Source organism: Erwinia pyri (assembly GCF_030758455.1).
GTDB lineage: Bacteria > Pseudomonadota > Gammaproteobacteria > Enterobacterales > Enterobacteriaceae > Erwinia > Erwinia pyri.
The window spans coordinates 2,978,085-3,000,103 of the sequence record NZ_CP132353.1; the positions used below are offsets into that span (position 1 = coordinate 2,978,085).

At 54.4% G+C, this 22,019-nt stretch carries 14 protein-coding genes; 7 read left to right on the forward strand and 7 right to left on the reverse strand.

The window, feature by feature from the left end:
• Positions 1 to 24: 24 nt before the first annotated feature.
• The gene (gene serC / locus Q3V30_RS14055; RefSeq protein WP_306206604.1) at positions 25 to 1,110 is read right to left on the reverse strand and encodes a 3-phosphoserine/phosphohydroxythreonine transaminase; all 1,086 of its coding nucleotides are present in this window, start codon (positions 1,108 to 1,110) and stop codon (positions 25 to 27) included.
• A 213-nt stretch (positions 1,111 to 1,323) separates the two neighbouring features.
• On the opposite strand from serC, the gene ycaO reads away from it, so the two are divergent.
• From ycaO to pflA, 4 genes are all read left to right on the forward strand, one after another.
• Complete coding sequence (gene ycaO / locus Q3V30_RS14060) at positions 1,324 to 3,081, forward strand: 30S ribosomal protein S12 methylthiotransferase accessory factor YcaO (RefSeq protein ID WP_306206605.1); 1,758 nt, start codon at positions 1,324 to 1,326, stop codon at positions 3,079 to 3,081.
• A gap of 356 nt (positions 3,082 to 3,437) precedes the next feature.
• Complete coding sequence (gene focA, locus Q3V30_RS14065) at positions 3,438 to 4,289, forward strand: formate transporter FocA (RefSeq protein ID WP_306206606.1); 852 nt, start codon at positions 3,438 to 3,440, stop codon at positions 4,287 to 4,289.
• An 82-nt stretch (positions 4,290 to 4,371) separates the two neighbouring features.
• A complete protein-coding gene (pflB, locus tag Q3V30_RS14070; protein ID WP_306206607.1) occupies positions 4,372 to 6,654 on the forward strand; it encodes a formate C-acetyltransferase in 2,283 nt (760 codons plus the stop codon).
• Between the two features lie 153 nt (positions 6,655 to 6,807).
• A complete protein-coding gene (gene pflA, locus Q3V30_RS14075; RefSeq protein ID WP_306206608.1) occupies positions 6,808 to 7,548 on the forward strand; it encodes a pyruvate formate lyase 1-activating protein in 741 nt (246 codons plus the stop codon).
• A gap of 60 nt (positions 7,549 to 7,608) precedes the next feature.
• Here pflA and Q3V30_RS14080 read toward each other — a convergent pair whose 3' ends face one another.
• From Q3V30_RS14080 to lrp, 6 genes are all read right to left on the reverse strand, one after another.
• Positions 7,609 to 8,760, reverse strand: a complete 1,152-nt coding sequence (locus Q3V30_RS14080) for an MFS transporter (RefSeq protein WP_306206609.1) — start codon at positions 8,758 to 8,760, stop codon at positions 7,609 to 7,611.
• 290 nt (positions 8,761 to 9,050) lie between these two features.
• Entirely contained in the window at positions 9,051 to 10,343 is a 1,293-nt protein-coding gene (gene serS, locus Q3V30_RS14085; RefSeq protein ID WP_306206610.1) for a serine--tRNA ligase, read from the reverse strand.
• A 93-nt stretch (positions 10,344 to 10,436) separates the two neighbouring features.
• On the reverse strand, positions 10,437 to 11,780 hold the full coding sequence (locus tag Q3V30_RS14090; protein ID WP_306206611.1) for a replication-associated recombination protein A: 1,344 nt from the start codon (positions 11,778 to 11,780) through the stop codon (positions 10,437 to 10,439).
• A gap of 7 nt (positions 11,781 to 11,787) precedes the next feature.
• Complete coding sequence (lolA, locus tag Q3V30_RS14095) at positions 11,788 to 12,399, reverse strand: outer membrane lipoprotein periplasmic chaperone LolA (protein ID WP_306206612.1); 612 nt, start codon at positions 12,397 to 12,399, stop codon at positions 11,788 to 11,790.
• A gap of 184 nt (positions 12,400 to 12,583) precedes the next feature.
• Positions 12,584 to 16,255 carry a DNA translocase FtsK 4TM domain-containing protein gene (locus Q3V30_RS14100; RefSeq protein ID WP_306206613.1) on the reverse strand — a complete coding sequence of 1,224 codons (3,672 nt, stop codon included), beginning with the start codon at positions 16,253 to 16,255 and terminating at the stop codon, positions 12,584 to 12,586.
• A gap of 119 nt (positions 16,256 to 16,374) precedes the next feature.
• On the reverse strand, positions 16,375 to 16,869 hold the full coding sequence (gene lrp / locus Q3V30_RS14105; RefSeq protein ID WP_013201514.1) for a leucine-responsive transcriptional regulator Lrp: 495 nt from the start codon (positions 16,867 to 16,869) through the stop codon (positions 16,375 to 16,377).
• Positions 16,870 to 17,397: 528 nt separating this feature from the next.
• Here lrp and trxB point away from each other — a divergent pair.
• The 3 genes from trxB to cydC all read left to right on the forward strand — a co-directional run bounded on the left by trxB (position 17,398) and on the right by cydC (position 21,998).
• On the forward strand, positions 17,398 to 18,366 hold the full coding sequence (trxB, locus tag Q3V30_RS14110; protein WP_306206614.1) for a thioredoxin-disulfide reductase: 969 nt from the start codon (positions 17,398 to 17,400) through the stop codon (positions 18,364 to 18,366).
• Positions 18,367 to 18,504: 138 nt separating this feature from the next.
• Positions 18,505 to 20,274 carry a heme ABC transporter permease/ATP-binding protein CydD gene (gene cydD / locus Q3V30_RS14115; RefSeq protein ID WP_306206615.1) on the forward strand — a complete coding sequence of 590 codons (1,770 nt, stop codon included), beginning with the start codon at positions 18,505 to 18,507 and terminating at the stop codon, positions 20,272 to 20,274.
• Positions 20,271 to 21,998 carry a heme ABC transporter ATP-binding protein/permease CydC gene (gene cydC / locus Q3V30_RS14120; protein WP_306206616.1) on the forward strand — a complete coding sequence of 576 codons (1,728 nt, stop codon included), beginning with the start codon at positions 20,271 to 20,273 and terminating at the stop codon, positions 21,996 to 21,998. Before cydD ends, cydC begins: the two co-directional genes overlap by 4 nt.
• Positions 21,999 to 22,019: the final 21 nt, after the last annotated feature.

A 22,019-nucleotide genomic window follows, 5' to 3' on the forward strand; every position in this document is an offset into this window, starting at 1 on the left:
ACTTCAAACGTCAGATTCGGGTGCTTAACCGTGGCGGCGCTCAAAATCGATCATGAAATCAGTCAGCGCCTGCACGCCTTCCAGCGGCATCGCGTTGTAAATTGAGGCGCGCATCCCGCCCACTACACGGTGGCCTTTCAGCGCATGCAGCCCGGCGGCGAAAGATTCCTCCAGGAAAATTTTATCCAGAGCCGCATCCGCCAGCTGGAAAGGCACGTTCATACGTGAACGGTTAGCCGGAACCACTTCGTTGCGGTAGAAACGGCTGCTATCAATAGTGCCATACAACAGGTCTGCTTTAGCCTGGTTACGCTTGTCCAGCTCGCTGACGCCGCCCTGCTCTTTCAGCCATTTGAAGACTAAACCAGAGAGATACCATGCAAAGGTTGGTGGCGTATTGAACATCGAATCATTGTCGTTGAGCACCTGATAATCCAGGATGGAAGGCAGCTCTTTTTTGGCCTTGCCCAGCAGATCTTCACGCACCACAACCAGCGTCAGGCCGGCAGGACCGATGTTTTTCTGCGCGCCGGCATAAATCACGCCGTAACGGTTGATATCCAGCGGCGTGGACAAAATAGTTGAGGAGAGATCGGCCACTACCACTTTGTCGCCGAAATCTGGCTCTTCATTAATGGCAATACCATCAATGGTTTCATTCGGGCAATAGTGAACGTAGGCCGCGTCGTCAGAAAGGGCCCAGCTACTCATCGGGGTGATAGCTCGCAGACCATCGACCGTGGTTTTCGCTTCAATAACGTTTGGCGTGCAATACTTCAGCGCTTCTTTTATTGCGCTGTGTGCCCAGTAACCGCCATCAACATAATCGGCAGTTGTCTTGCTACCCAACAGGTTCATTGGAACAGCAGCAAACTGCGCGCGCGCGCCACCGTGACAGAACAGGACTTTGTAGTTCGAAGGGATTTTCAGCAGGTCGCGAAAATCCTTTTCAGCCTCTTCGGCTACCTGCATAAATTCTTTGCTGCGATGGCTGATCTCCATAACGGAGGTTCCCAGGCCCTGCCAGTTACGCAGCTCCTGCTCAGCACGACGCAACACTTCTGCCGGCAGCATCGCCGGGCCGGAGCTAAAATTGAAAACCTGACTCATTTCCCCTCACCACTTTCTCAGTTCAATCGATGTCGATTCTGCTATCGGTTTTATCATTGCCCTTCTCTGGCTGCAATGTTTTATCCGGTCAGCCGACCAGTTCCGGAAAGAAGCGGTGTGGCAGAGGCACGAATTTCCCCCCTCGCATAGCGCATCCAGAAGAAACCCCGTATCATTGCGCCCTTTCTGCACAACCCAAAACGAGTGGGCACTATGACGCAAACGTATATTCCAGGCAAAGACGCCGCGCTGGAAGACTCCATCGCACGCTTTCAGCAAAAATTACAGGATCTGGGCTTTAATATTGAAGAAGCTTCCTGGCTGAACCCGGTTCCTCATGTCTGGTCGGTACATATCCGCGACCGCGACTGCCCGCTCTGTTTTACCAACGGTAAAGGTGCCAGCAAAAAAGCGGCCCTGGCCTCTGCGCTGGGCGAATATTTCGAGCGCCTCTCCACTAACTACTTTTTTGCCGATTTCTGGCTGGGCAACAAAATTGCCAACGGTGATTTTGTTCATTATCCCAACGAAAAATGGTTCCCGCTGCCGGAGGATGACAGCCTGCCTGCCGGTATCCTGGATGAGCGCCTGAAAGCCTTTTACGATCCTGAGCAGGAAGTCAGCGCCAGCGATCTGATCGATCTGCAGTCCGGCAACGCCGACCGCGGCATCTGCGCCCTGCCTTTCACCCGTCAGTCCGATCTGCAAACCGTCTATATTCCCATGAACATCATTGGCAACCTCTACGTTTCTAACGGGATGTCTGCAGGGAATACCGCTAACGAAGCTCGTGTGCAGGGACTTTCTGAAGTCTTTGAACGCTACATTAAAAACCGGATCATTGCGGAGTCCATCAGCCTGCCGTTGATCCCGCAGGCGGTGCTGGATCGTTATCCTGGCGTGGTGGAGTCTATTGCCAAACTGGAAGCGGAAGGTTTCCCAATCTTCTCTTACGACGCTTCCCTGGGCGGCCACTATCCGGTGATCTGCGTGGTGCTGTTTAATCCGGCAAACGGCACCTGCTTCGCCTCTTTCGGTGCGCACCCGGACTTTGGCGTCGCGCTGGAACGTACCGTTACTGAGCTGCTGCAGGGCCGCAGCCTGAAAGATCTGGATGTCTTCACGCCGCCTACGTTTGACGATGAAGAGGTGGCAGAGCATGCCAATCTGGAAACGCACTTTATCGATTCAAGCGGCCTGATTTCCTGGGACATGTTCAAAGATGACGCTGACTATCCGTTTGTGGACTGGCGTTTCAGCGGCACAACCGAGGAAGAGTTCGCCACATTAATGGCGATCTTCAAGGCGGAAGATCGGGAAGTGTATATTGCCGATTATCAGCATCTGGACGTCTATGCCTGCCGTATCATCGTGCCGGGGATGTCTGACATCTATCCTGCTGAAGATCTGCTGCTGGCCAATAACAGCATGGGCGCTTACCTGCGTGAGACCTTGCTCTCTCTGCCTGAAACGCAGTGGGAAAAAGAGGATTATCTGGCGCTGATCGAACGCCTGGATGAAGATGGCCACGACGACTTTACCCGCGTTCGTGAACTGCTTGGTTTGGCGACCGGAAAAGATAATGGCTGGTATACCCTGCGTATCGGCGAGCTGAAAGCGATGCTGGCGCTGGCTGGCGGCGACCTTGACCAGGCGTTGATCTGGACCGAATGGACCATGGAGTTCAACAGCTCCATCTTCACGCCGGCCCGTGCAAACTACTATCGCTGCCTGCAAACCCTGCTGCTGCTGAGTCAGGAAGAAGAGCGCGATCCGGTGCAATACCATACTGCATTTGTCCGCATGTATGGTCTGGATGCGGTAGAAGCGGCCTCTGCCGCCATCAGCGGTGAAGCGCCTTTCTATGGCCTGCAAACTGTTGATGAAGATCTGATGGCCTTCCCTGCTCACCAGTCGCTACTGGCAGCCTATGAGAAACTCCAGCAGGCGAAACGCCTTAACTGGAAGTAACCTCTTCAGGCGGTCGGTTATTCATTTAGCCGACCGCCTGCCTGCATTTTTTTAAAACTTTTCACCAAAAGTTAATGAAAGGTGAACCAAAAATTCATTTTTGCAAGTTCCTTAACTTTCCAGAAACAGTCAGGGCGATAAATCCCGCTTATCAAGGTACATCTTGTGCTCTTTTCAACTTATTTTTAGAGTTTTAAAAAGTATTTATTATTTAAATATCAATAATATAACCTTAAAACCTTACAAAATAAGGGTGTTTGGCGCCCATTACTCCGGACCAATATGATCCATATCAATTTCTCACCTATACTCCTTTGTTAGTATCTCGTCGTTGACTAATTTTGGGAGTAGTTAGTGTGAAAGCTGGCAACCCGTTTGACTTAATCGTCCCGTCTGAGATGGCTAAAATAGCCGAAGAAGCTGGCGTCTATAAAGCGACAAAAAAACCCTTCACCACCTTTTTCCTCGCCATTACGGCTGGCGTCTTTATCTCCATCGCTTTTGTCTTCTATATCACCGCAACGACCGGTTCAGCGCCTTCAGGCTTAACCAAACTGGCATGCGGGCTCTGTTTTTCACTCGGTTTGATGCTGGTGGTGGTCTGTGGCGCAGATCTTTTTACCTCAACCGTCCTGACAATGGTGGCAAAAGCCAGCGGACGCATCAGCTGGGCACAGTTAGCACGTAACTGGGTCAATGTTTATGTGGGCAATTTTTTTGGCGCGATGTTTTTTGTTGCCCTGATCTGGTTTGCCGGTCAGGCGATGACAGCCAATGGTGCATGGGGGTTAAATGTTCTGCAAACGGCTGACCATAAAATGCACCATACTTTTATTGAAGCGGTTTGCCTGGGCACGCTGGCTAATCTGATGGTTTGCATGGCGGTCTGGATGAGTTATTCCGGTCGTAGCCTCACAGACAAAATGCTGGCGATGGTGCTGCCGGTTGCGATGTTTGTCGCCAGCGGGTTTGAGCACAGCATCGCTAATATGTTTCTTATTCCGCTGGCGATTATCATCCGCGACTTCTCAGGCCCCGAATTCTGGCAGGCTACTGGCGCCACGGCCGCCCAATTTTCACATCTGACCGTCGGCAACTTTATCACCGACAACCTGATCCCCGTCACCATCGGCAATATCATCGGCGGAGGGTTCCTGGTAGGACTAACCTATTGGGTTATCTATCTGCGCGACGGCGACCATCACTGATTTAAGATCTCCTGATTAAACACCTGCGGCTTAACACCGCGGCAGGAACGACAGAACTCAACGTAATTAAGGTAGGTATCAAATGAGCGAGCACAACGAAAAACAGGTTGCGGCTTGGGAAAGCTTTGCACAGGGTGAATGGCAGAACAGCGTCAACGTGCGTGACTTCATTCAGAAAAACTATACCCCGTATGAAGGTGATGAAGCGTTTCTGGCCGGTGCTACTGAAGCCACTACCGCCCTGTGGGATAAGGTAATGGAAGGCATCAAGCTGGAGAACCGTACCCATGCGCCGGTCGATTTTGATACCGACCTTGCCTCCACTATCACCTCTCACGATGCGGGCTACATCGATAAAAGTCTGGAAACCATTGTTGGCCTGCAGACTGAAGCACCGCTGAAACGCGGTCTGATTCCGTTCGGCGGCATCAAAATGGTGGAAGGCTCCTGTAAAGTATATGGCCGTGAGCTGGACCCGGGTCTGAAAAAAGTCTTTACCGATTACCGCAAAACTCATAACCAGGGTGTGTTCGACGTCTACACACCGGACATCCTTCGCTGCCGTAAATCTGGCGTGCTGACTGGTTTGCCGGATGCCTATGGCCGTGGTCGTATCATCGGTGACTACCGCCGCGTTGCGCTGTACGGCATTGATATGCTGATGAAAGACAAATTTGCACAGTTCACCTCGCTGCAGGCTGACATGGAAAATGGCGTGAACCTTGAAGCCACTATCCGCCTGCGTGAAGAGATTGCCGATCAGCATCATGCGCTGCAGCAGATTAAAGAGATGGCGGCAAAATATGGCTGCGATATCTCAGGCCCGGCCACTACTGCTCAGGAAGCGGTGCAGTGGACCTACTTTGGCTATCTGGCGGCGGTGAAATCCCAGAACGGCGCGGCTATGTCATTCGGTCGTGTATCAACCTTCCTGGATATCTATATTGAACGTGACCTGAAAGCGGGCAGAATCACCGAACTGCAGGCGCAGGAGCTGATTGATCACCTGGTCATGAAACTGCGTATGGTTCGTTTCCTGCGTACCCCTGAGTATGATGAACTCTTCTCCGGCGACCCGATTTGGGCAACAGAATCACTGGCTGGTATGGGCGTTGATGGTCGTACTCTGGTCACCAAGACCAGCTTCCGTTTCCTGAATACCCTCTACACTATGGGTCCTTCTCCGGAACCGAACATGACCATCCTGTGGTCTGAAAAGCTGCCGCTGAATTTCAAAAAATATGCGGCTAAAGTCTCTATCGACACCTCATCCGTGCAGTATGAAAACGATGATTTGATGCGTCCTGACTTTAACAATGATGATTACGCCATCGCCTGCTGCGTCAGCCCAATGATCGTCGGCAAACAGATGCAGTTCTTTGGTGCCCGCGCTAACCTGGCAAAAACCATGCTCTACGCCATTAACGGCGGCGTGGATGAAAAAATGAAAATGCAGGTGGGTCCGAAAGAAGCCCCAATGATGGACGAAGTGCTGGACTACACCAAAGTGATGGAGCGTATGGATCACTTCATGGACTGGCTGGCTAAGCAGTATGTGACCGCGCTGAATATCATCCACTATATGCATGATAAATACAGTTACGAAGCTTCGCTGATGGCGCTGCATGACCGCGATGTCTATCGCACTATGGCTTGCGGTATTGCGGGCCTCTCCGTAGCGGCGGATTCTCTCTCTGCAATTAAATATGCCAAAGTCTCCACTATTCGTGATGAAGATGGCCTGGCTGTAGACTTCAAAATTGAAGGTGAATACCCGCAGTTTGGTAACAACGATTCACGCGTGGATGATATCGCCTGCGACCTGGTCGAACGTTTCATGAAAAAAATTCAGAAACTGCAGACTTACCGTAACGCGGTGCCAACCCAGTCGGTGCTCACTATCACTTCTAACGTGGTGTATGGTAAGAAAACGGGTAATACCCCGGATGGCCGCCGCGCTGGCGCTCCGTTTGGACCAGGTGCCAACCCAATGCACGGCCGCGATCAGAAAGGGGCGGTTGCTTCACTGACTTCCGTGGCTAAACTGCCGTTTGCCTACGCAAAAGATGGCATCTCTTATACTTTCTCCATCGTGCCAAATGCGCTGGGTAAAGATGATGATGTGCGTAAAGCGAATCTGGCCGGTTTGATGGATGGCTACTTCCACCACGAAGCCAGTATTGAAGGCGGTCAGCACCTGAACGTCAACGTCATGAACCGTGAGATGCTGCTGGAGGCGATGGAAGATCCCGAAAAATATCCACAGCTGACTATCCGCGTATCAGGTTATGCCGTGCGCTTTAACTCTTTAACCAAAGAGCAGCAGCAGGATGTGATTACCCGTACGTTTACTCAGAGCATGTAATTTCCTGAGTTATCAGAGGCTCCACGCCAGTGGAGCCTCACAAGTCTTGTTTGCCAGCCCTGCCGGCTTCGGGTGGCTGGCAAAACAGACTTAACGCAGCTTAAAGACTGCGTACCTGCCTGAAGGCAGGTCTACCGTGGAGAATTCATCGCAATGTCAGTCAAAGGTCGCATCCACTCATTCGAATCCTGCGGTACCGTCGACGGTCCCGGCATCCGTTTTATCACCTTCTTCCAGGGCTGCCTGATGCGCTGCCTCTATTGCCACAACCGTGACACCTGGGATACCCACGGCGGCAAAGAGGTCACCGTTGAGGAGCTGATGAAAGATGTCGTCTCCTACCGGCACTTTATGAATGCCTCCGGCGGTGGCGTTACCGCTTCCGGCGGTGAGGCCATTCTTCAGGCGGAGTTTGTCCGGGACTGGTTCAGAGCCTGTCATGCAGAAGGCATTCACACCTGTCTGGATACTAATGGCTTTGTCCGTCGCTACGATCCGGTGATTGATGAACTGCTCGAAGTGACCGATCTGGTGATGCTGGATCTCAAGCAGATAAATGATGATGTGCATCAGATCCTGGTCGGCGTCTCCAATCATCGTACGCTGGATTTCGCCCGCTATCTCTCGAAAAAGAAAATCCGTACCTGGATCCGCTATGTCGTGGTGCCGGGTTATTCCGATGATGATGATTCAGCCCATCGTCTGGGGGAGTTTACCCGTGATATGGGTAACGTGGAAAAAATCGAGCTGCTGCCCTATCACGAACTGGGCAAACATAAGTGGGTGGCGATGGGCGAAGAATATAAGCTGGATGGCGTCCATCCGCCGAAAAAAGAGACGATGGATCGCGTTAAAAACATTCTGGAAGGTTACGGTCATAAAGTGATGTACTGAGTGACACCGGCTGAATAAATAAAAATGGAGCCCTCAGGCTCCATTTTTTTCGTCTCTTACTCAGGCATGAGCCACTGGTGTGGCCTGCTTGTCCGCTTTGCGCAGCAGCATCACCAGGTAGATAAATGCGACCGCAGCGATCATCACAAACAGCACGCGATCGGAGTAGTTTTGCATCAGCATAGAGGTTACCGCCGGGCCTGTCAGGCTGCCAGTGGTGTAGCTCAACAGTAAAGCCTGATTCATTGCCACCAGCTCATGGTGTGCGACTTTTTCGCAGGCCCATGACATTGCCACCGGGTAAAGCGTAAAGCCAGCGCAGCCCAGTACAAACAGAGCGGGAGCCATAGCGGCGTTACCCAACATAGCAATGGCACCAAGGATCACTACAAAGATCTGCACGCGCAGCACCAGCAGGCGACCGTAGCGATCGGCCAGACGCCCTACCGGCCACTGTCCCACTATTCCAGCGCTGACCATCAGCGCCATCCAGTATCCTACCGTAGCATCGTTCATGCCCTGGTGAGAGAGATAAAGCGGCATCAGGCCATAGAGTGAGCCCAGCAGAATACCTGAAATAATACAGCCATTAACGCCAAGACGCGCAGTACGGCGGCGTAACATTGGCCACATGCGGCCAGGCGCTGCCTCTTCGTCATTACCTTTCGCCGTGATCCTGGCAAAGACCAGCGGCAGAATAGCCGCCAACACCACGCCAGTCACCCACGGCAACACATGCAGCAAATCGGTGGAAACTTTACTCACCAACAGCTGCCCGGCTACGGTACCGAGGTAATACACAATCATGTAGGCGGCAAGCAGCTGTCCACGATTGCGCAGCGTGCCGCTGCATAACAGGGCGCTTTCCACCACCACCCAGATCACGGCACAACCGATACCGGCGACGAACCGCCACAGAGTCCAGGCCCAGAAACCGCTCTCCAGCCCGAGCGCCGCAGTCGCCAAAGCAAACAGGATTGAAGCAATATAATAACTGCGATTAAAGCCAAGCGTTTTTATTGTCCAGCCTGCCAGCAGCGTTCCAGCCAGGTTCCCGGTGTAATAAGAAGAGCTTACAACACCTACCTGCCAGGTTGGCAAGAGATCGTGGGTCAGCCAGAGCGGAACCAGAGTATTCAGCACGGCAATAGAAACCGTCATCAGCAAAAGGCCGCAAAGCAGCACAATAACAGGGCGTGACCAGATGGACATTTTTAGTGGAAATACCAGGGAGGAGAAGATTTTGCGCGAATAATGCCATCAGTAAAAATATTGTCAACGGCACACTTTTTACCGCAGCACAATTTGCTGTGAACCGATTTAATTTTTTTATCTACAGTGACTTAGAAGATCGGATTATTCGCAGCGCCAACCAGTTATCTTGATGAAAAATGAGGCTTTTAGCCTTTACGTCGCGTTTGCTGTCGATAACATTTCTTTTTGATAGTTAAAAAAAAACCTGCGGGCATGCCCACAGGTTTTTTAGCAGGAAAAATCGGGGGTTAGCCGATGAAATCCAGGCCTTTCATATAAGGTTTCAGCACGTCCGGCACTGCAATACGACCATCAGCCTGCTGGTAGTTTTCCAATACGGCTACCAGCGTACGGCCAACTGCCAGGCCCGAGCCGTTAAGGGTATGCACCAGACGAGGTTTCTTCTCGGTTTTAGTGCGGCAGCGAGCCTGCATCCGGCGTGCCTGGAAATCACCCATATTGGAACAGGAAGAGATCTCACGGTAGGTATCCTGAGCAGGCAGCCACACTTCCAGATCGTAGGTTTTGCAGGAGCCAAAGCCCATATCGCCCGTGCACAGCAGCACCTTACGGTAAGGCAAGTTCAGCAGCTGCAACACCTTTTCGGCGTGGCCTACCAGCTCTTCCAGCGCATCCATAGAGTCTTCAGGACGAGTGATCTGCACCATCTCAACCTTGTCGAACTGGTGCATACGGATAAGCCCACGGGTGTCACGGCCATAGGCGCCCGCTTCAGAACGGAAGCAAGGCGTATGAGCGGTGAACTTCAGCGGCAAAGACTCTTCTTCAAGGATCTCATCACGCACCATATTGGTCAGCGGCACTTCAGAAGTTGGGATCAGCGCATAATCACTGCTGGAGGCCTCTTCTTCCAGCGGACGAGTATGGAACAGATCTTCACCAAACTTAGGCAGCTGGCCGGTACCGTACAAAGAGGTATGGTTTACCAGATAAGGCACATAAGTTTCCAGGTAGCCATGCTGCTCGGTATGCAGATCCAGCATAAACTGGCTCAGGGCACGGTGCATTAGCGCAATCTGGCCCTGCATCACCACAAAGCGTGAACCGGTGAGTTTGACACCCATGGCAAAATCCAGACCGGAAGCCATTTCGCCCAGCTCCACGTGGTCACGCACGGCAAAATCAAAGGTGCGGGGTGTGCCCCAACGGCTGATTTCCAGATTTTCGCTGTCATCTTTACCCAGTGGGACTTCATCAACCGGGAGGTTAGGAATAGCTGAAGCCATTTCACGAATGGCATTCTGAAGTTCATCCAGTTCCGCTTTGGCCGCGTCCAGGCGTTCGCCCAGCGCGTTCACTTCCTGACGTAATGGCTCGATATCTTCCCCACGCGCCTTGGCTTGCCCGATAGATTTGGATCGGGAGTTACGTTCCGCCTGCAAAGATTCCGTTTCTACCTGCAGAACTTTGCGGCGTTCTTCGTGAGAACGCAGCGTATCAACGTCAAGCTTAAAGCCCCGGCGTGCCAGTTTTTCAGCGACTGCGTCTGGCTCATTACGCAGCAGATTGGGATCGAGCATGCTTGTCCTGTGAATATTTTTTTGAGTGAATGAGGGGCGCATTCGGCGCGCGAATGCGTTGAATTCCTTGCTAACCTTACCGCAACGTCACTTTCAACGATAGCGTTTTGTCGGGCTATTTTGATCCTGCTCAGCCAGCCAGGCGAGCTTTTCACCAATCTTTCCTTCAAGGCCACGGGAGGTTGGTCGGTAGTAGCGCGTTTGCGCCATTTCCGGCGGGAAGTAATCCTCGCCTGCGGCATAGGCGTTGGGCTCGTCGTGCGCGTAACGATACTCAGCCCCCAGCCCCATCTCTTTCATTAGTTTAGTGGGTGCGTTACGCAGATGTTCCGGCACGTCAAAATCGGGGTTTTCACGCGCATCGCGCATGGCTGCTTTGAAAGCGGTATACACCGCATTACTTTTTGGCGCGCAGGCTAAATAGACAATAGCTTGCGCAATCGCCCTTTCCCCTTCTGCGGGGCCTACGCGCGTAAAGCAATCCCAGGCTGAGATAGCAACCTGCATAGCACGCGGATCCGCATTGCCGACATCTTCAGAGGCGATCGCCAGCAAACGCCGCGCCACATAGAGTGGATCGCCACCCGCCGTGATGATGCGGGCATACCAGTAGAGTGCCGCGTCCGCAGAGGAGCCGCGCACGGATTTATGCAGCGCAGAGATCAAGTCGTAATAACGATCGCCTTTATTATCAAAACGGGCGCTGCGCTCACCTGAAACTTCATTGAGCAGTTTAGCCGTCAGCTCGCGTTTGCCCTTGCTGTTTACCTCGGCCATGTCCGCCATCATCTCCAGCGTATTCAGGGCGCGACGGGCATCGCCATTGACTAACTCTGCCACCATGCGCCGGGTATCCGCAGGCAGAACAATATTCTGCTTACCATAGCCACGCTCGCTCTCTTTCATTGCCTGATCCAGCACAATTTCAATGTCGTCACTGGTCAGGGATTTCAGCAGATAGACGCGCGCGCGGGAAAGAAGAGCAGAGTTAAGTTCGAAAGAGGGGTTTTCTGTGGTGGCGCCAATAAAGGTGATGGTGCCATCTTCAATATGTGGCAGGAAGGCATCCTGCTGGCTTTTATTAAACCGGTGAACTTCGTCGACAAACAGGATGGTGCGGCGGCCGGCATCGCGATTATGTCTGGCTCGCTCAATTGCCTCGCGGATCTCTTTTACCCCCGAGGTCACGGCGGAGATGCGTTCAACATCCGCCTGACCATAGCGACCAATAATTTCTGCCAGCGTGGTTTTACCGGTGCCTGGCGGCCCCCACAGGATCATCGAGTGAAGATGCCCCGCCTCAATCGCACGCGGTAGAGGCTTGCCGGCAGCCAGCAGATGTTGCTGACCAATATATTCAGCCAGAGTGCGTGGCCGCATACGGGCGGCCAGAGGCTGAAATTCGTTGTGGGAGAAATCCAGAGACAGATTGCTCAAGCTAACCTCACTGACGCTGATCGTCCAACGTCACGCCTTTTGGCGGTGTAAACTGGAATTTGCTGGCTTCAACGGCCCCGTTTTGCTGCGTTTTAAGCGCATAGCTGCTGCGCTGTCCATCCTGCTCTACGGCGCTGAACTGATTAATGGTGCCGTTGCCAGAGACATTAATGGTGAACTGTTTCAGGTTGCCGTCAGCGGATTTTGGCGTCAGCTCAAAGCTGTCACCCTGCTGAGTGATATTGTACTGCTTCCAGTCGCTGCCCTGGTTACGCGCAATCAGCATGAAAGGCGTGTTGCTGGTAGCATCTTTCAGCCAGGTGGCGCTGACCTGTTCAACAAACGGATTGTAGAACCACAGCGTTTTACCGTCAGAGATCAGTACGCTTTCATCCGGTGCGGTCATATGCCAGTTAAACAGGTTAGGACGCTTAACCCACAGCTCTCCTTCGCCATCCTGAACGGACTGGCCACTACCGTCGGTCACTTTCTGCGTGAAGCTGGCGTGGAAGCTTTTTACTTTACCCAGCCGCTGCTGCAGGTCGGATGTCGCATCAGCCAGCACACTGGCGGAAGCAAAAGCGGCGATCAACGAGCAGGAAATCATTAACTTTTTCATTACGGCATCCTTATTAAAACTTTTCTATCCCGAAGAGCGGGTAAGCCCGGAGATAACTGTAACCAGGCACAGGCAAATGCAACAGGGGATCCGCCTGAATATTTTGTGCAATTAAGTGAGATATGGGGACAGAGTGCGGAAACTCAACGGGCCGGGTTTCCCCGGCCCGTTATTTACGGCAGCACTACATCTCATGCGGCGGCGGTGAAAGTACCTCACGGTTGCCGTTATGGCCTGGCGAGGAGACAATGCCCTGCGCCTCCATCTGCTCGATGATGCGTGCCGCACGGTTGTAACCGATACGGAACTGACGCTGCACCCCGGAAATAGAGGCACGGCGTTTTTCCACCACGAAGCCAACGGCCTGATCGAACAGCGGATCCAGCTCTTCATCGCCATCCAGCCCCGCACCGCCTTCGCTCTCTTCGCCAGCGGTGATGCTTTCGATGTACTGTGGTCGTCCACGGGCTTTCCAGTCCTGCACTACCGCATGTACTTCCTGATCGCGAACGAATGCGCCGTGAACGCGCACCGGCATTGAGGAGTTTGGCGGCATATACAACATATCCCCCATGCCCAGCAGCGACTCTGCGCCAGCCTGATCAAGAATGGTACGGGAGTCGATTTTACTGGAAACGGTAAAAGCGATACGCGTCGGGATGTTGGCTTTAATCAGACCGGTGATCACATCCACAGAGGGACGCTGCGTAGCCAGAACCAGGTGGATCCCTGCCGCACGCGCTTTCTGTGCCAGACGGGCAATCAGCTCTTCAACTTTTTTACCCACCGCCATCATCAGGTCGGCAAACTCATCCACCAGCACCACAATGTAAGGCAGTTTTTCCAGCACCGGCGGCGTGGCGTCCATGCTTTCACCCGGCTTCCAGAAGGGATCCGGGATCGGTCGGCCCATCGCTTCTGCCTGCTCAACCTTCTCGTTATAACCGGCAAGGTTACGCACGCCCAGCGCGGACATCAGCTTATAGCGGCGTTCCATCTCACCCACACTCCAGCGCAGCGCGTTCGCCGCATCCTTCATGTCGGTTACCACCTCGGTTAACAGGTGAGGAATGCCTTCATAGACCGACAGCTCCAGCATTTTCGGGTCAATCATGATAAAGCGCACCTCTTCCGGCGTGGCTTTATAGAGCATGCTGATGATCATGGCGTTAACGCCGACCGACTTACCGGAACCGGTCGTACCGGCAACCAGCAGATGCGGCATCTTCGCCAGATCGGCCACCACAGGCTGACCCGCGATATCTTTACCTAACACCACGGCCAGCGGTGACGGATTGTCGCGGAACTGAGGACACTCCAGCACTTCACGCATGTAAACCGTCTGACGATGCTTGTTCGGTAACTCCAGGCCAACGTAAGGTTTGCCCGGGATCACTTCAACAACGCGCACGGCTACTGCGGAGAGTGAACGTGCGAGGTCACGGGAGAGATTCGAAATACGTGCGGCCTTCACGCCCGGTGCCAGGTCAAGCTCAAAGCGGGTGATAACCGGACCTGGCGATATGCCAACCACTTCCGCTTTAACGCGATAATCGCCAAGACGCGCTTCAACAAGACGTGCCGTTTGCTCAAGCGCAAACATATCCACCGGTTCAGCTTCTACTGGGGGAGCAGTCAGCAGATCCAGCGTTGGCAGCGGCGTGGTCGGTCTTTCCAGCGGTTGCTCATGACGTACCAGGAACGGATGGAAAAGGCTGTCCTGCGCAGGCTTCACCGGCTCAGGTTCAACCGCTGGCACCGGCGCGGATGGCGGCGTCTGCCATGCAGGCGCAGCAGCAGGCTGATGCACTTCAGGTTGAGGCTGAGCAGCCTGCCAGGATGGCGCAGCAGTCGGCTGTTGCGCTTCGGGTTGCCGCTGAGCGGCCTGCCAGGCTGGCGCAGCAGTTGGCTGTTGCGCTTCGGGTTGCGGCTGAGTGGCCTGCCAGGATGGCGCAGTATCAGGCTGATGCACTTCAGGCTGTGGCTGAGCCGCTACAGGCTGCTGGGCCGGAGAAGCATGCCACGAAGGCGCTGCGGATGGCTGCGTCTGTTGGGAAGCCTGCTGAGGCTGCTGCCACTGTGGCGGCTCGGCTGGCGCCTCTGCATGCAGCGTAAATAGCGGTTCGCTTGGACCGTCATCAACCAGATCGTCAAGAGGAGAGAAATCGAAGGCACCGGCGGTATCCAGTTTGAAGGCAGCGGTGGTTTCCTGCTCTGCTTCCTCGCCATAACGCTGATTTTGCTGCATCGCGAACTGGCGTGCCAGGGCAGCCTGCTGCAACGCCTCTTCATCCTCTTGCGCAAACTCCTCGCTATAGCGGGTCTGCTGCTGAGCCATAAACGCTTCACGCAGATGCAGTTCGTCCATTTCCTGCGCGGCATCATGCTGCTCATTTGCCGGAGAAGCGGACGCGTGCTGCTGTTCCTGCTCCCGGGCTTTTTCTTCAGCCATACGCTGAGAAGGCAGCTTAATACCATAAGAAGCCAGCTCACGGCGGGTGGGTAATTTCACCGGATTAGGGCGTGGCAGCGCCGGGCCAATACCCTGCTTAACCTGCGGATTGCCTGCCTCGCTGGTGGCGCTGAAACCAGGCATGAAAGGTGCAGAAGCCGCAGCCACTTTCGCGGCATCAGCTACACCCTGCATTCCCGCTGGCGTCTCCATTGACTGTGAAGGCTGCGAAGAGAAATCAAACGGCGATGCAGAAGAGGCATCACGCCAGTTCCCCATCTGCGGCCCCTCATCTTCATCGTCGATTTGTACTGAGGGCGCCGGCGTTTCGGCTGGCATCTCAAAACGATAAAGCTCAGGCTTTTCTACTCCCGGCGCCGTTTGCTGGGATTGAGCAACAGCAGGAGCGGCGGCGGTCGGCAATACAGGCTCTGCGTTAACGGATGCAGGCGCTGAAAAGGCCGCGGCATCTGATGAAGGCGCGGCAGCCGGAGCCGGTGTACCTGAAACAATCGAAGAGTGTGACGCGGCTGCAGAAGCTGGTGCTCCTGGCGTTGCCGTATTCACTGCAGCCGGAACCGCTGAAGAGGGAACACCTGAAGCCGCTGCGGCAGATTCGCCTGCGGAGGCGGTAGCTGGCTGGCTAAGCAGAGGATCGTTATCCTCCTCTGCCGCGCTATGCTCTGTACCCGGCGCAGTGAACAGCACATCATCGTCGTGGAGGGGCCGAGCTTCTGCCCTCTCGCCACTCCGTTCATCTTCCTCTTCATGCCAGCGCTCATCGGCACGCGAGCGGTTACTGGCGAAAGTGAGCACACCCATCACCACACCGCCGATCTTCTCAGCAATGGTCAGCCATGACCAGCCGGTATAGAGCGTCAGCCCGGCAGCCCAGACGCAGAGCAGGGTTAAGGTACCTCCTGCGCCACTAAACCAGGGGGCCATCGCATTACTTAACAGGCTGCCAATCACGCCGCCTGAAGCAAAATACCAGATGTCATCAGCATTGAGCGCGGCCAGACCGCAGGAGGTGATCACCAGCGCCAGCACGCCAATCAGCCGCAGCGCGACGGCAAAGTAGTCGATATATTCCTGAGAATGGCGCTGCCGGAAGGTGATCCAACAGAGGCCGAGAATAACAGGAGGGATGGCATAAGCCATTACGCCGAAAATGAAGAACAGGGTATCCGCAAGCCAGGCGCCAACGCCGCCGCCCACATTGTGGATAGGTTCATGCCAGGCGGTCTGGGACCAGCTGGGATCGGAAGGATTGAAGCTCACCAGCGCCACCATCAGATAGACGGCGAAAAGAGCAACAATAATCAGTAACGCTTCCAGCAGACGACGTCCACTGCTCAGCGGTTGTAGGGATACTTCTTTATCTTCTGTGTATTCCTGGCTCAAGAGTACTCTCCAGGTGCCTGTAAACTATGGAGGCAACAGCGCCGGGCAAGCCCGACGCTGAACCTGTATGAATTCACAGGAGTGTACCGAAATCTCTCAGGTTTTGCACCTGCCCTGTGTTACCGCGTTTTAATGACTAAGCGGTTACTTTGTTTCACTTCTTCCATGACCACATAAGTCCGGGTGTCATTCACGCCCGGCAGACGCAGCAGGGTCTCGCCCAGTAATTTGCGGTAGGCTGACATATCGGGAACGCGCGTTTTCAGCAGGTAGTCGAAATCGCCTGAAACAAGATGACACTCTTGAGTTTCCTCAAGTTTTTGTACGGCGGCGTTAAATTGCTCAAACACATCCGGCGCGCCACGATTCAGAGTAATCTCAACAAATACCAGCAATGAAGCATCCAGATAGTGGGGATTCAGCTGGGCGGTATAGCCAAGAATAAAGCCCTGACGCTCCAGACGACGGACGCGCTCCAGGCATGGAGTCGGTGATAAGCCTACGCTTTTGGAAAGGTCGACGTTGGAAATTCGTCCATTCTTTTGCAGTTCATTAAGGATATTGCGGTCGATCCTGTCGAGATCTTTACCGGGTCGTTTTTTATTGTCTACCATTATTATTGTCTCTCTAAATGCCTTCCCTTTACTTGCCAGACCCTGAAGATGTTCTGTTCCAGGGTTGTTCTAAGTGAAGTCAGGAGCCTGCTGCGCCTCTGTCGGGCGCCCATCCGTATGACGCATGTTGTCTGTCCACACCATGCGTCATGACCAATGACAGACTGCGTTTATGCCGCCGGATTACCTGAAAGTGGAATGAAACCCTGTTTTGGCAGCGTAAATGCCCTCTGCTTCCTACACTGTTTTCGCAAAAGCGCAGCCGATTGTCAAAGCAAAACAAACAAAACCAGTACAACATGCCAGAAGTATCGCTGCGTGACTGTTTTTAAATAGATATTTTTCCCGGCTACGCACTATGAAGCGACACGTTTCGCCCTGTTTTAGCGCATCCCTCCCCATTCTGGCGCACGCTCTCATTGGTCAAACCTTTTGCAGTCATCGTTAACAAAATTGCAGAACGCTTTTGTTGCCGCGTTAAATTCCCTACAATCAAAAAATGTTTGCCAGACAAAAAATGAGGGTCTCATGAGCACGGCCAGACACAGTAAATTACTTATCCTGGGTTCCGGCCCGGCTGGTTATACCGCTGCAGTGTATGCGGCGCGCGCCAACCTGAATCCGGTGTTGATTACCGGCCTTGAAAAAGGCGGACAACTGACCACCACCACAGAAGTGGAAAATTGGCCTGGCGATCCTCACGATCTCACCGGCCCACTGCTGATGGAGCGGATGCAGGAACACGCTGAAAAATTCAACACTGAGATCATTTTCGACCATATCCATACGGTAGATTTACAGACCCGTCCATTCCGTCTGACGGGCGACAGCGCTGAATACACAGCAGATGCCCTGATCATCGCCACGGGCGCGTCAGCGCGTTATCTGGGGCTGCCTTCCGAAGAGGCATTTAAAGGGCGCGGCGTCTCCGCCTGCGCAACCTGCGACGGGTTTTTCTACCGTAATCAGAAGGTAGCGGTAATTGGCGGCGGTAATACTGCCGTGGAAGAGGCGCTTTACCTGGCGAACATCGCTGCTGAAGTCCACCTGATCCACCGTCGGGACAGCTTCCGTGCCGAAAAAATCCTGATCGATCGGCTGATGGAAAAAGTGCATAACGGCAACATCGTGCTGCACACCAATCAGACGCTGGATGAAGTCATGGGCGACCAGATGGGCGTCAGCAGCCTGCGCCTGCGCTCTGCGCTGGACAATCAGCAGACGGAAGAGTTGACGGTTGCCGGCCTGTTTGTGGCGATCGGCCACAGCCCGAATACCGGCATCTTTAAAGATCAGCTTGAACTGGAAAATGGCTATATCAAGGTCCAGTCAGGCCTGCACGGTAACGCCACGCAAACCAGTATCCCAGGCGTCTTCGCCGCAGGCGATGTCATGGACCATATTTACCGTCAGGCGATTACTTCTGCCGGTACCGGTTGTATGGCCGCGCTGGATGCTGAGCGCTATCTGGATGGATTAGTTAAAAACTCTCAGTAAGTTGTTAACTTCCTGCATCTATCTTGCTTAAGGCGGCCTTCTCAGGTCGCCTTTTTATTTGCCGCATTGTACCATTGCCAGCCTGTTCCCCCTGGTGGGACGTTCCCTCTGTTTCGTTAACCGCTCAGCTGGAAAGGCATGAACAAAACACGGCAGCAACATCTACTTCGCTGGCTGAAAAGCCAGACAGGCCATGGTAAACGCTGGTTAAGACTTTCACTGATTTTAGGGCTGGGCAGCGCCCTGGTGGTGGTCTGTCAGGCCTGGTTACTGGCAACGATACTCCAGTCACTGATTGTTGAACTCCGCCCTCGCGAAACGTTAATCGTCCCCTTTATGCTGCTGTTCAGCTGTTTTGTGCTCAGAGGCATCCTGAGCTGGCTGCGTGAAAAAGTTGGTTTCGAATGCGGCAAAGCGATTCGCTCTACACTCAGGCAAACCGTGCTCGATCGGCTTGGTGCCCTGGGGCCAGCCTGGATCAAGGGAAAACCGGTGGGAAGTTGGGCCACGCTGCTGCTTGAGCAAATTGAAGAGATGCAGGATTACTATTCCCGCTATCTGCCGCAAATGTTGCTGGCCCTCTTCATCCCCTGCTTTATTCTCATCGCGCTCTTCCCGGTAAACTGGGCGGCGGCGCTGATCCTGCTCTGCACCGCGCCGCTGATCCCGCTGTTTATGGCGCTGGTAGGCATGGGAGCTGCAGATGCCAATCGCCGTAATTTCCTTGCGCTCGCCAGGCTTAGCGGCCATTTTCTCGACCGTTTACGCGGTCTGGAGACGCTGCGACTCTTCCATCGTGCCGAGGCTGAAACAGAGAGCATTCGCGCCGCGTCGGAAGATTTCCGTCAGCGCACCATGGAAGTTCTGAGGCTGGCCTTTCTCTCTTCTGCGGTGCTGGAATTTTTCGCATCTTTATCAATAGCCGTAGTCGCGGTCTATTTTGGTTTCTCCTATCTTGGCGAGCTGAATTTTGGGCATTACGGCCCAGGCGTCACCCTTTTTGCTGGTTTTCTGGCGCTGATCCTGGCACCAGAGTTCTTCCAGCCGCTGCGGGATTTAGGGGCGTTTTATCATGCAAAAGCCCAGGCGGTAGGGGGAGCTGACTCGCTGGAGACGTTTTTAACCAGCAGCGATACTCTCGCCCGCGAACGCGGCGATCGGATTATTGACACTCAGCATGGCCTTACCCTGCGCGCGCAGGATTTACAGGTTCTGTCACCGGAAGGTCAGGTGCTGGCAGGCCCGCTGAGCTTCACTCTTGCAGCGGGCCAGCGTATTGCGCTGGTGGGACAGAGTGGCGCGGGCAAATCCTCCCTGCTGAATGTGCTTTCGGGGTTCCTGCCTTATCAGGGATCGCTACAGGTTAACGGCGTTGAGTTGCGCGAGCTGGATCCTGCTTTCTGGCAGCAGCAGCTGGCCTGGGTAGGACAGAATCCTCACCTTCCTGCATCCACCCTTCGGCAGAATATTGCGATGGGGGAGACTGAAGATCGGGAGAGGCTGCTGCGGGTATGTGAGCAGGCTGGGGTAACTGAATTCCTTCCCGGTCTTCCCGCAGGGCTGGAGAGCGAAACGGGTGAGCAGGCTTCAGCCCTCTCAGTGGGCCAGGCACAACGGGTCGCCGTTGCCAGAGCACTCTATAAACCCTGTCGTCTGCTGCTGCTGGATGAGCCGGGTGCCAGCCTGGACAGCCAAAGCGAACGCCATGTTAACTCGGCCCTGCTGCAGGCTTCCTTTAATCAGACAACTTTGCTGATAACCCATCAGCTGGATCAGCTTGAACAGTGGGATGAGGTCTGGCTGATGCGTAACGGCGCTCTTATTCAGCAGGGGCCTCATGCTCAGCTGCTGCGAAGCCCCGGCGCTTTTGCCGATCTGGCCGCGCAGCGTAAGGAGACGGTGGAATGAAAGTGTTATTGCCCTTCTTAGCGCTCTACCGGCGTCATTTCTGGCGGCTTTCGCTGGGAATTTTACTGGCTATCGTCACGCTGCTGGCAAGCATCGGTTTACTGACGCTCTCCGGCTGGTTCCTGGCCGCCTCCTCGCTTGCTGGCGTGGCAGGACTTTACAGCTTTAACTATATGCTGCCAGCCGCTGGCGTGCGCGGCGCCGCGATTACCCGCACCGCCGCACGCTACTTTGAGCGCCTGGTCAGCCATGACGGCACCTTCCGGGTGCTCCAGCATTTACGTACCTTCACCTTCAGCAAGCTGCTCCCGCTCTCTCCTTCCGGCCTGGCCGGTTTTCGTCAAGGCGACCTGCTTAACAGACTGGTGGCCGATGTCGATACGCTTGACCACCTCTACCTGCGGGTTCTCTCTCCGCTTATCGGCGCTCTGCTGGTTATCCTGACGGTGACGCTGGGTCTGGGCTGGCTGGACTGGTCGCTGGCGCTGACCCTGGGCGGCCTGATGCTGGCCACACTCCTGATACTGCCCCCCCTCTTTTACCGGGCAGGACAGCCTGCCGGCCTGGCCATGACCACTTTACGCGGAGCCTATCGCAGCCAGCTCACCGACTGGCTGCAGGGGCATGCAGAGCTCTCTATTTTTGGTGCTGAACCGCGTTTTCGCCAGGCTCTGGACCACACTGAAAAACGCTGGCAGGCCGCACAAAGGCGTCAGGCAAGTCTGATGGGAATTTCTCAGGGGGCATTAACGCTGGTCACTGGCGTAGCCGTGGTGGTTATTCTCTGGCTGAGTGCCGGAGGCGTAGGTGATCATACCCAGCCCGGCGCGCTGATTGCGCTGTTTGTCTTCTGTGCGCTGGCTGCCTTTGAGGCACTGGCTCCGGTGGGCAGCGCTTTTTTACATCTGGGACAGGTGATCGCCTCTGCCCGCCGCGTTACCGACATTATCAGCCAGAAGCCCGCGGTGGAGTTTACGCCCACTCCCTGCCAGCCTCGCCAGGGTATCAGCCTGAGCGTACAGGATCTCTCGTTCAGTTATGTAACGGGTCAACCTGCTCTGCAGAGCTTTTCTCTCGAGGTGGCGCAGGGTGAACATATTGCGCTGCTGGGCCGCACCGGCTGTGGAAAATCTACCCTGTTACAGCTTTTAACCCGTGCCTGGGATCCGCAGCAGGGAGTGATCCTGCTGAACGGCGTGCCGCTGAAGGAGTGGAACGAAGCGGCGTTACGCGCCACCACCAGCGTGGTCACCCAGCGCGTCCATCTGTTCAGCAACACGCTGCGGGAAAATTTACTGCTGGCTTCGCCGGGACGCAGTGATGCTGAATTAGCAGCGGTGCTGGAGCAGGTTGGCCTGAAGGTTCTGCTGGAAAATGATCAGGGACTGAATGCCTGGATTGGCGAAGGTGGACGCCAGCTGTCAGGTGGAGAATTAAGAAGGCTTGGGCTGGCGCGCGCGCTTCTGCATGATGGAGATCTGTGGCTGTTAGATGAACCCACCGAAGGGCTGGATGCTGAAACCGAACAGCAAATCCTTGCCCTGCTGCGCCGGGTTGCAGAGCAGAAAACGGTGATCATGGTGACGCACCGTCTGCAGGGGCTGGCGCATTTCGACAAAATTTGCGTTATGGATAACGGCACCATTACCGAGCAGGGAAATCACCCCGAATTAATCTCAAAACGCGGACGTTACTGGTATTTCCATCAGCGGTTTGCGCTATAGTCATAGCCTCTCGAACCTTTG

Bases quoted from the DNA above. Each gene is read 5' to 3' on its own strand.
- serC (WP_306206604.1), bottom strand. From the start codon at position 1,110: ATGAGTCAGGTTTTCAATTTTAGCTCCGGCCCGGCGATGCTGCCGGCA.
- ycaO (WP_306206605.1), top strand. From the start codon at position 1,324: ATGACGCAAACGTATATTCCAGGCAAAGACGCCGCGCTGGAAGACTCC.
- pflB (WP_306206607.1), top strand. From the start codon at position 4,372: ATGAGCGAGCACAACGAAAAACAGGTTGCGGCTTGGGAAAGCTTTGCA.
- pflA (WP_306206608.1), top strand. From the start codon at position 6,808: ATGTCAGTCAAAGGTCGCATCCACTCATTCGAATCCTGCGGTACCGTC.
- Q3V30_RS14080 (WP_306206609.1), bottom strand. From the start codon at position 8,760: ATGTCCATCTGGTCACGCCCTGTTATTGTGCTGCTTTGCGGCCTTTTG.
- serS (WP_306206610.1), bottom strand. From the start codon at position 10,343: ATGCTCGATCCCAATCTGCTGCGTAATGAGCCAGACGCAGTCGCTGAA.
- lolA (WP_306206612.1), bottom strand. From the start codon at position 12,399: ATGAAAAAGTTAATGATTTCCTGCTCGTTGATCGCCGCTTTTGCTTCC.
- lrp (WP_013201514.1), bottom strand. From the start codon at position 16,869: ATGGTAGACAATAAAAAACGACCCGGTAAAGATCTCGACAGGATCGAC.
- trxB (WP_306206614.1), top strand. From the start codon at position 17,398: ATGAGCACGGCCAGACACAGTAAATTACTTATCCTGGGTTCCGGCCCG.
- cydD (WP_306206615.1), top strand. From the start codon at position 18,505: ATGAACAAAACACGGCAGCAACATCTACTTCGCTGGCTGAAAAGCCAG.
- cydC (WP_306206616.1), top strand. From the start codon at position 20,271: ATGAAAGTGTTATTGCCCTTCTTAGCGCTCTACCGGCGTCATTTCTGG.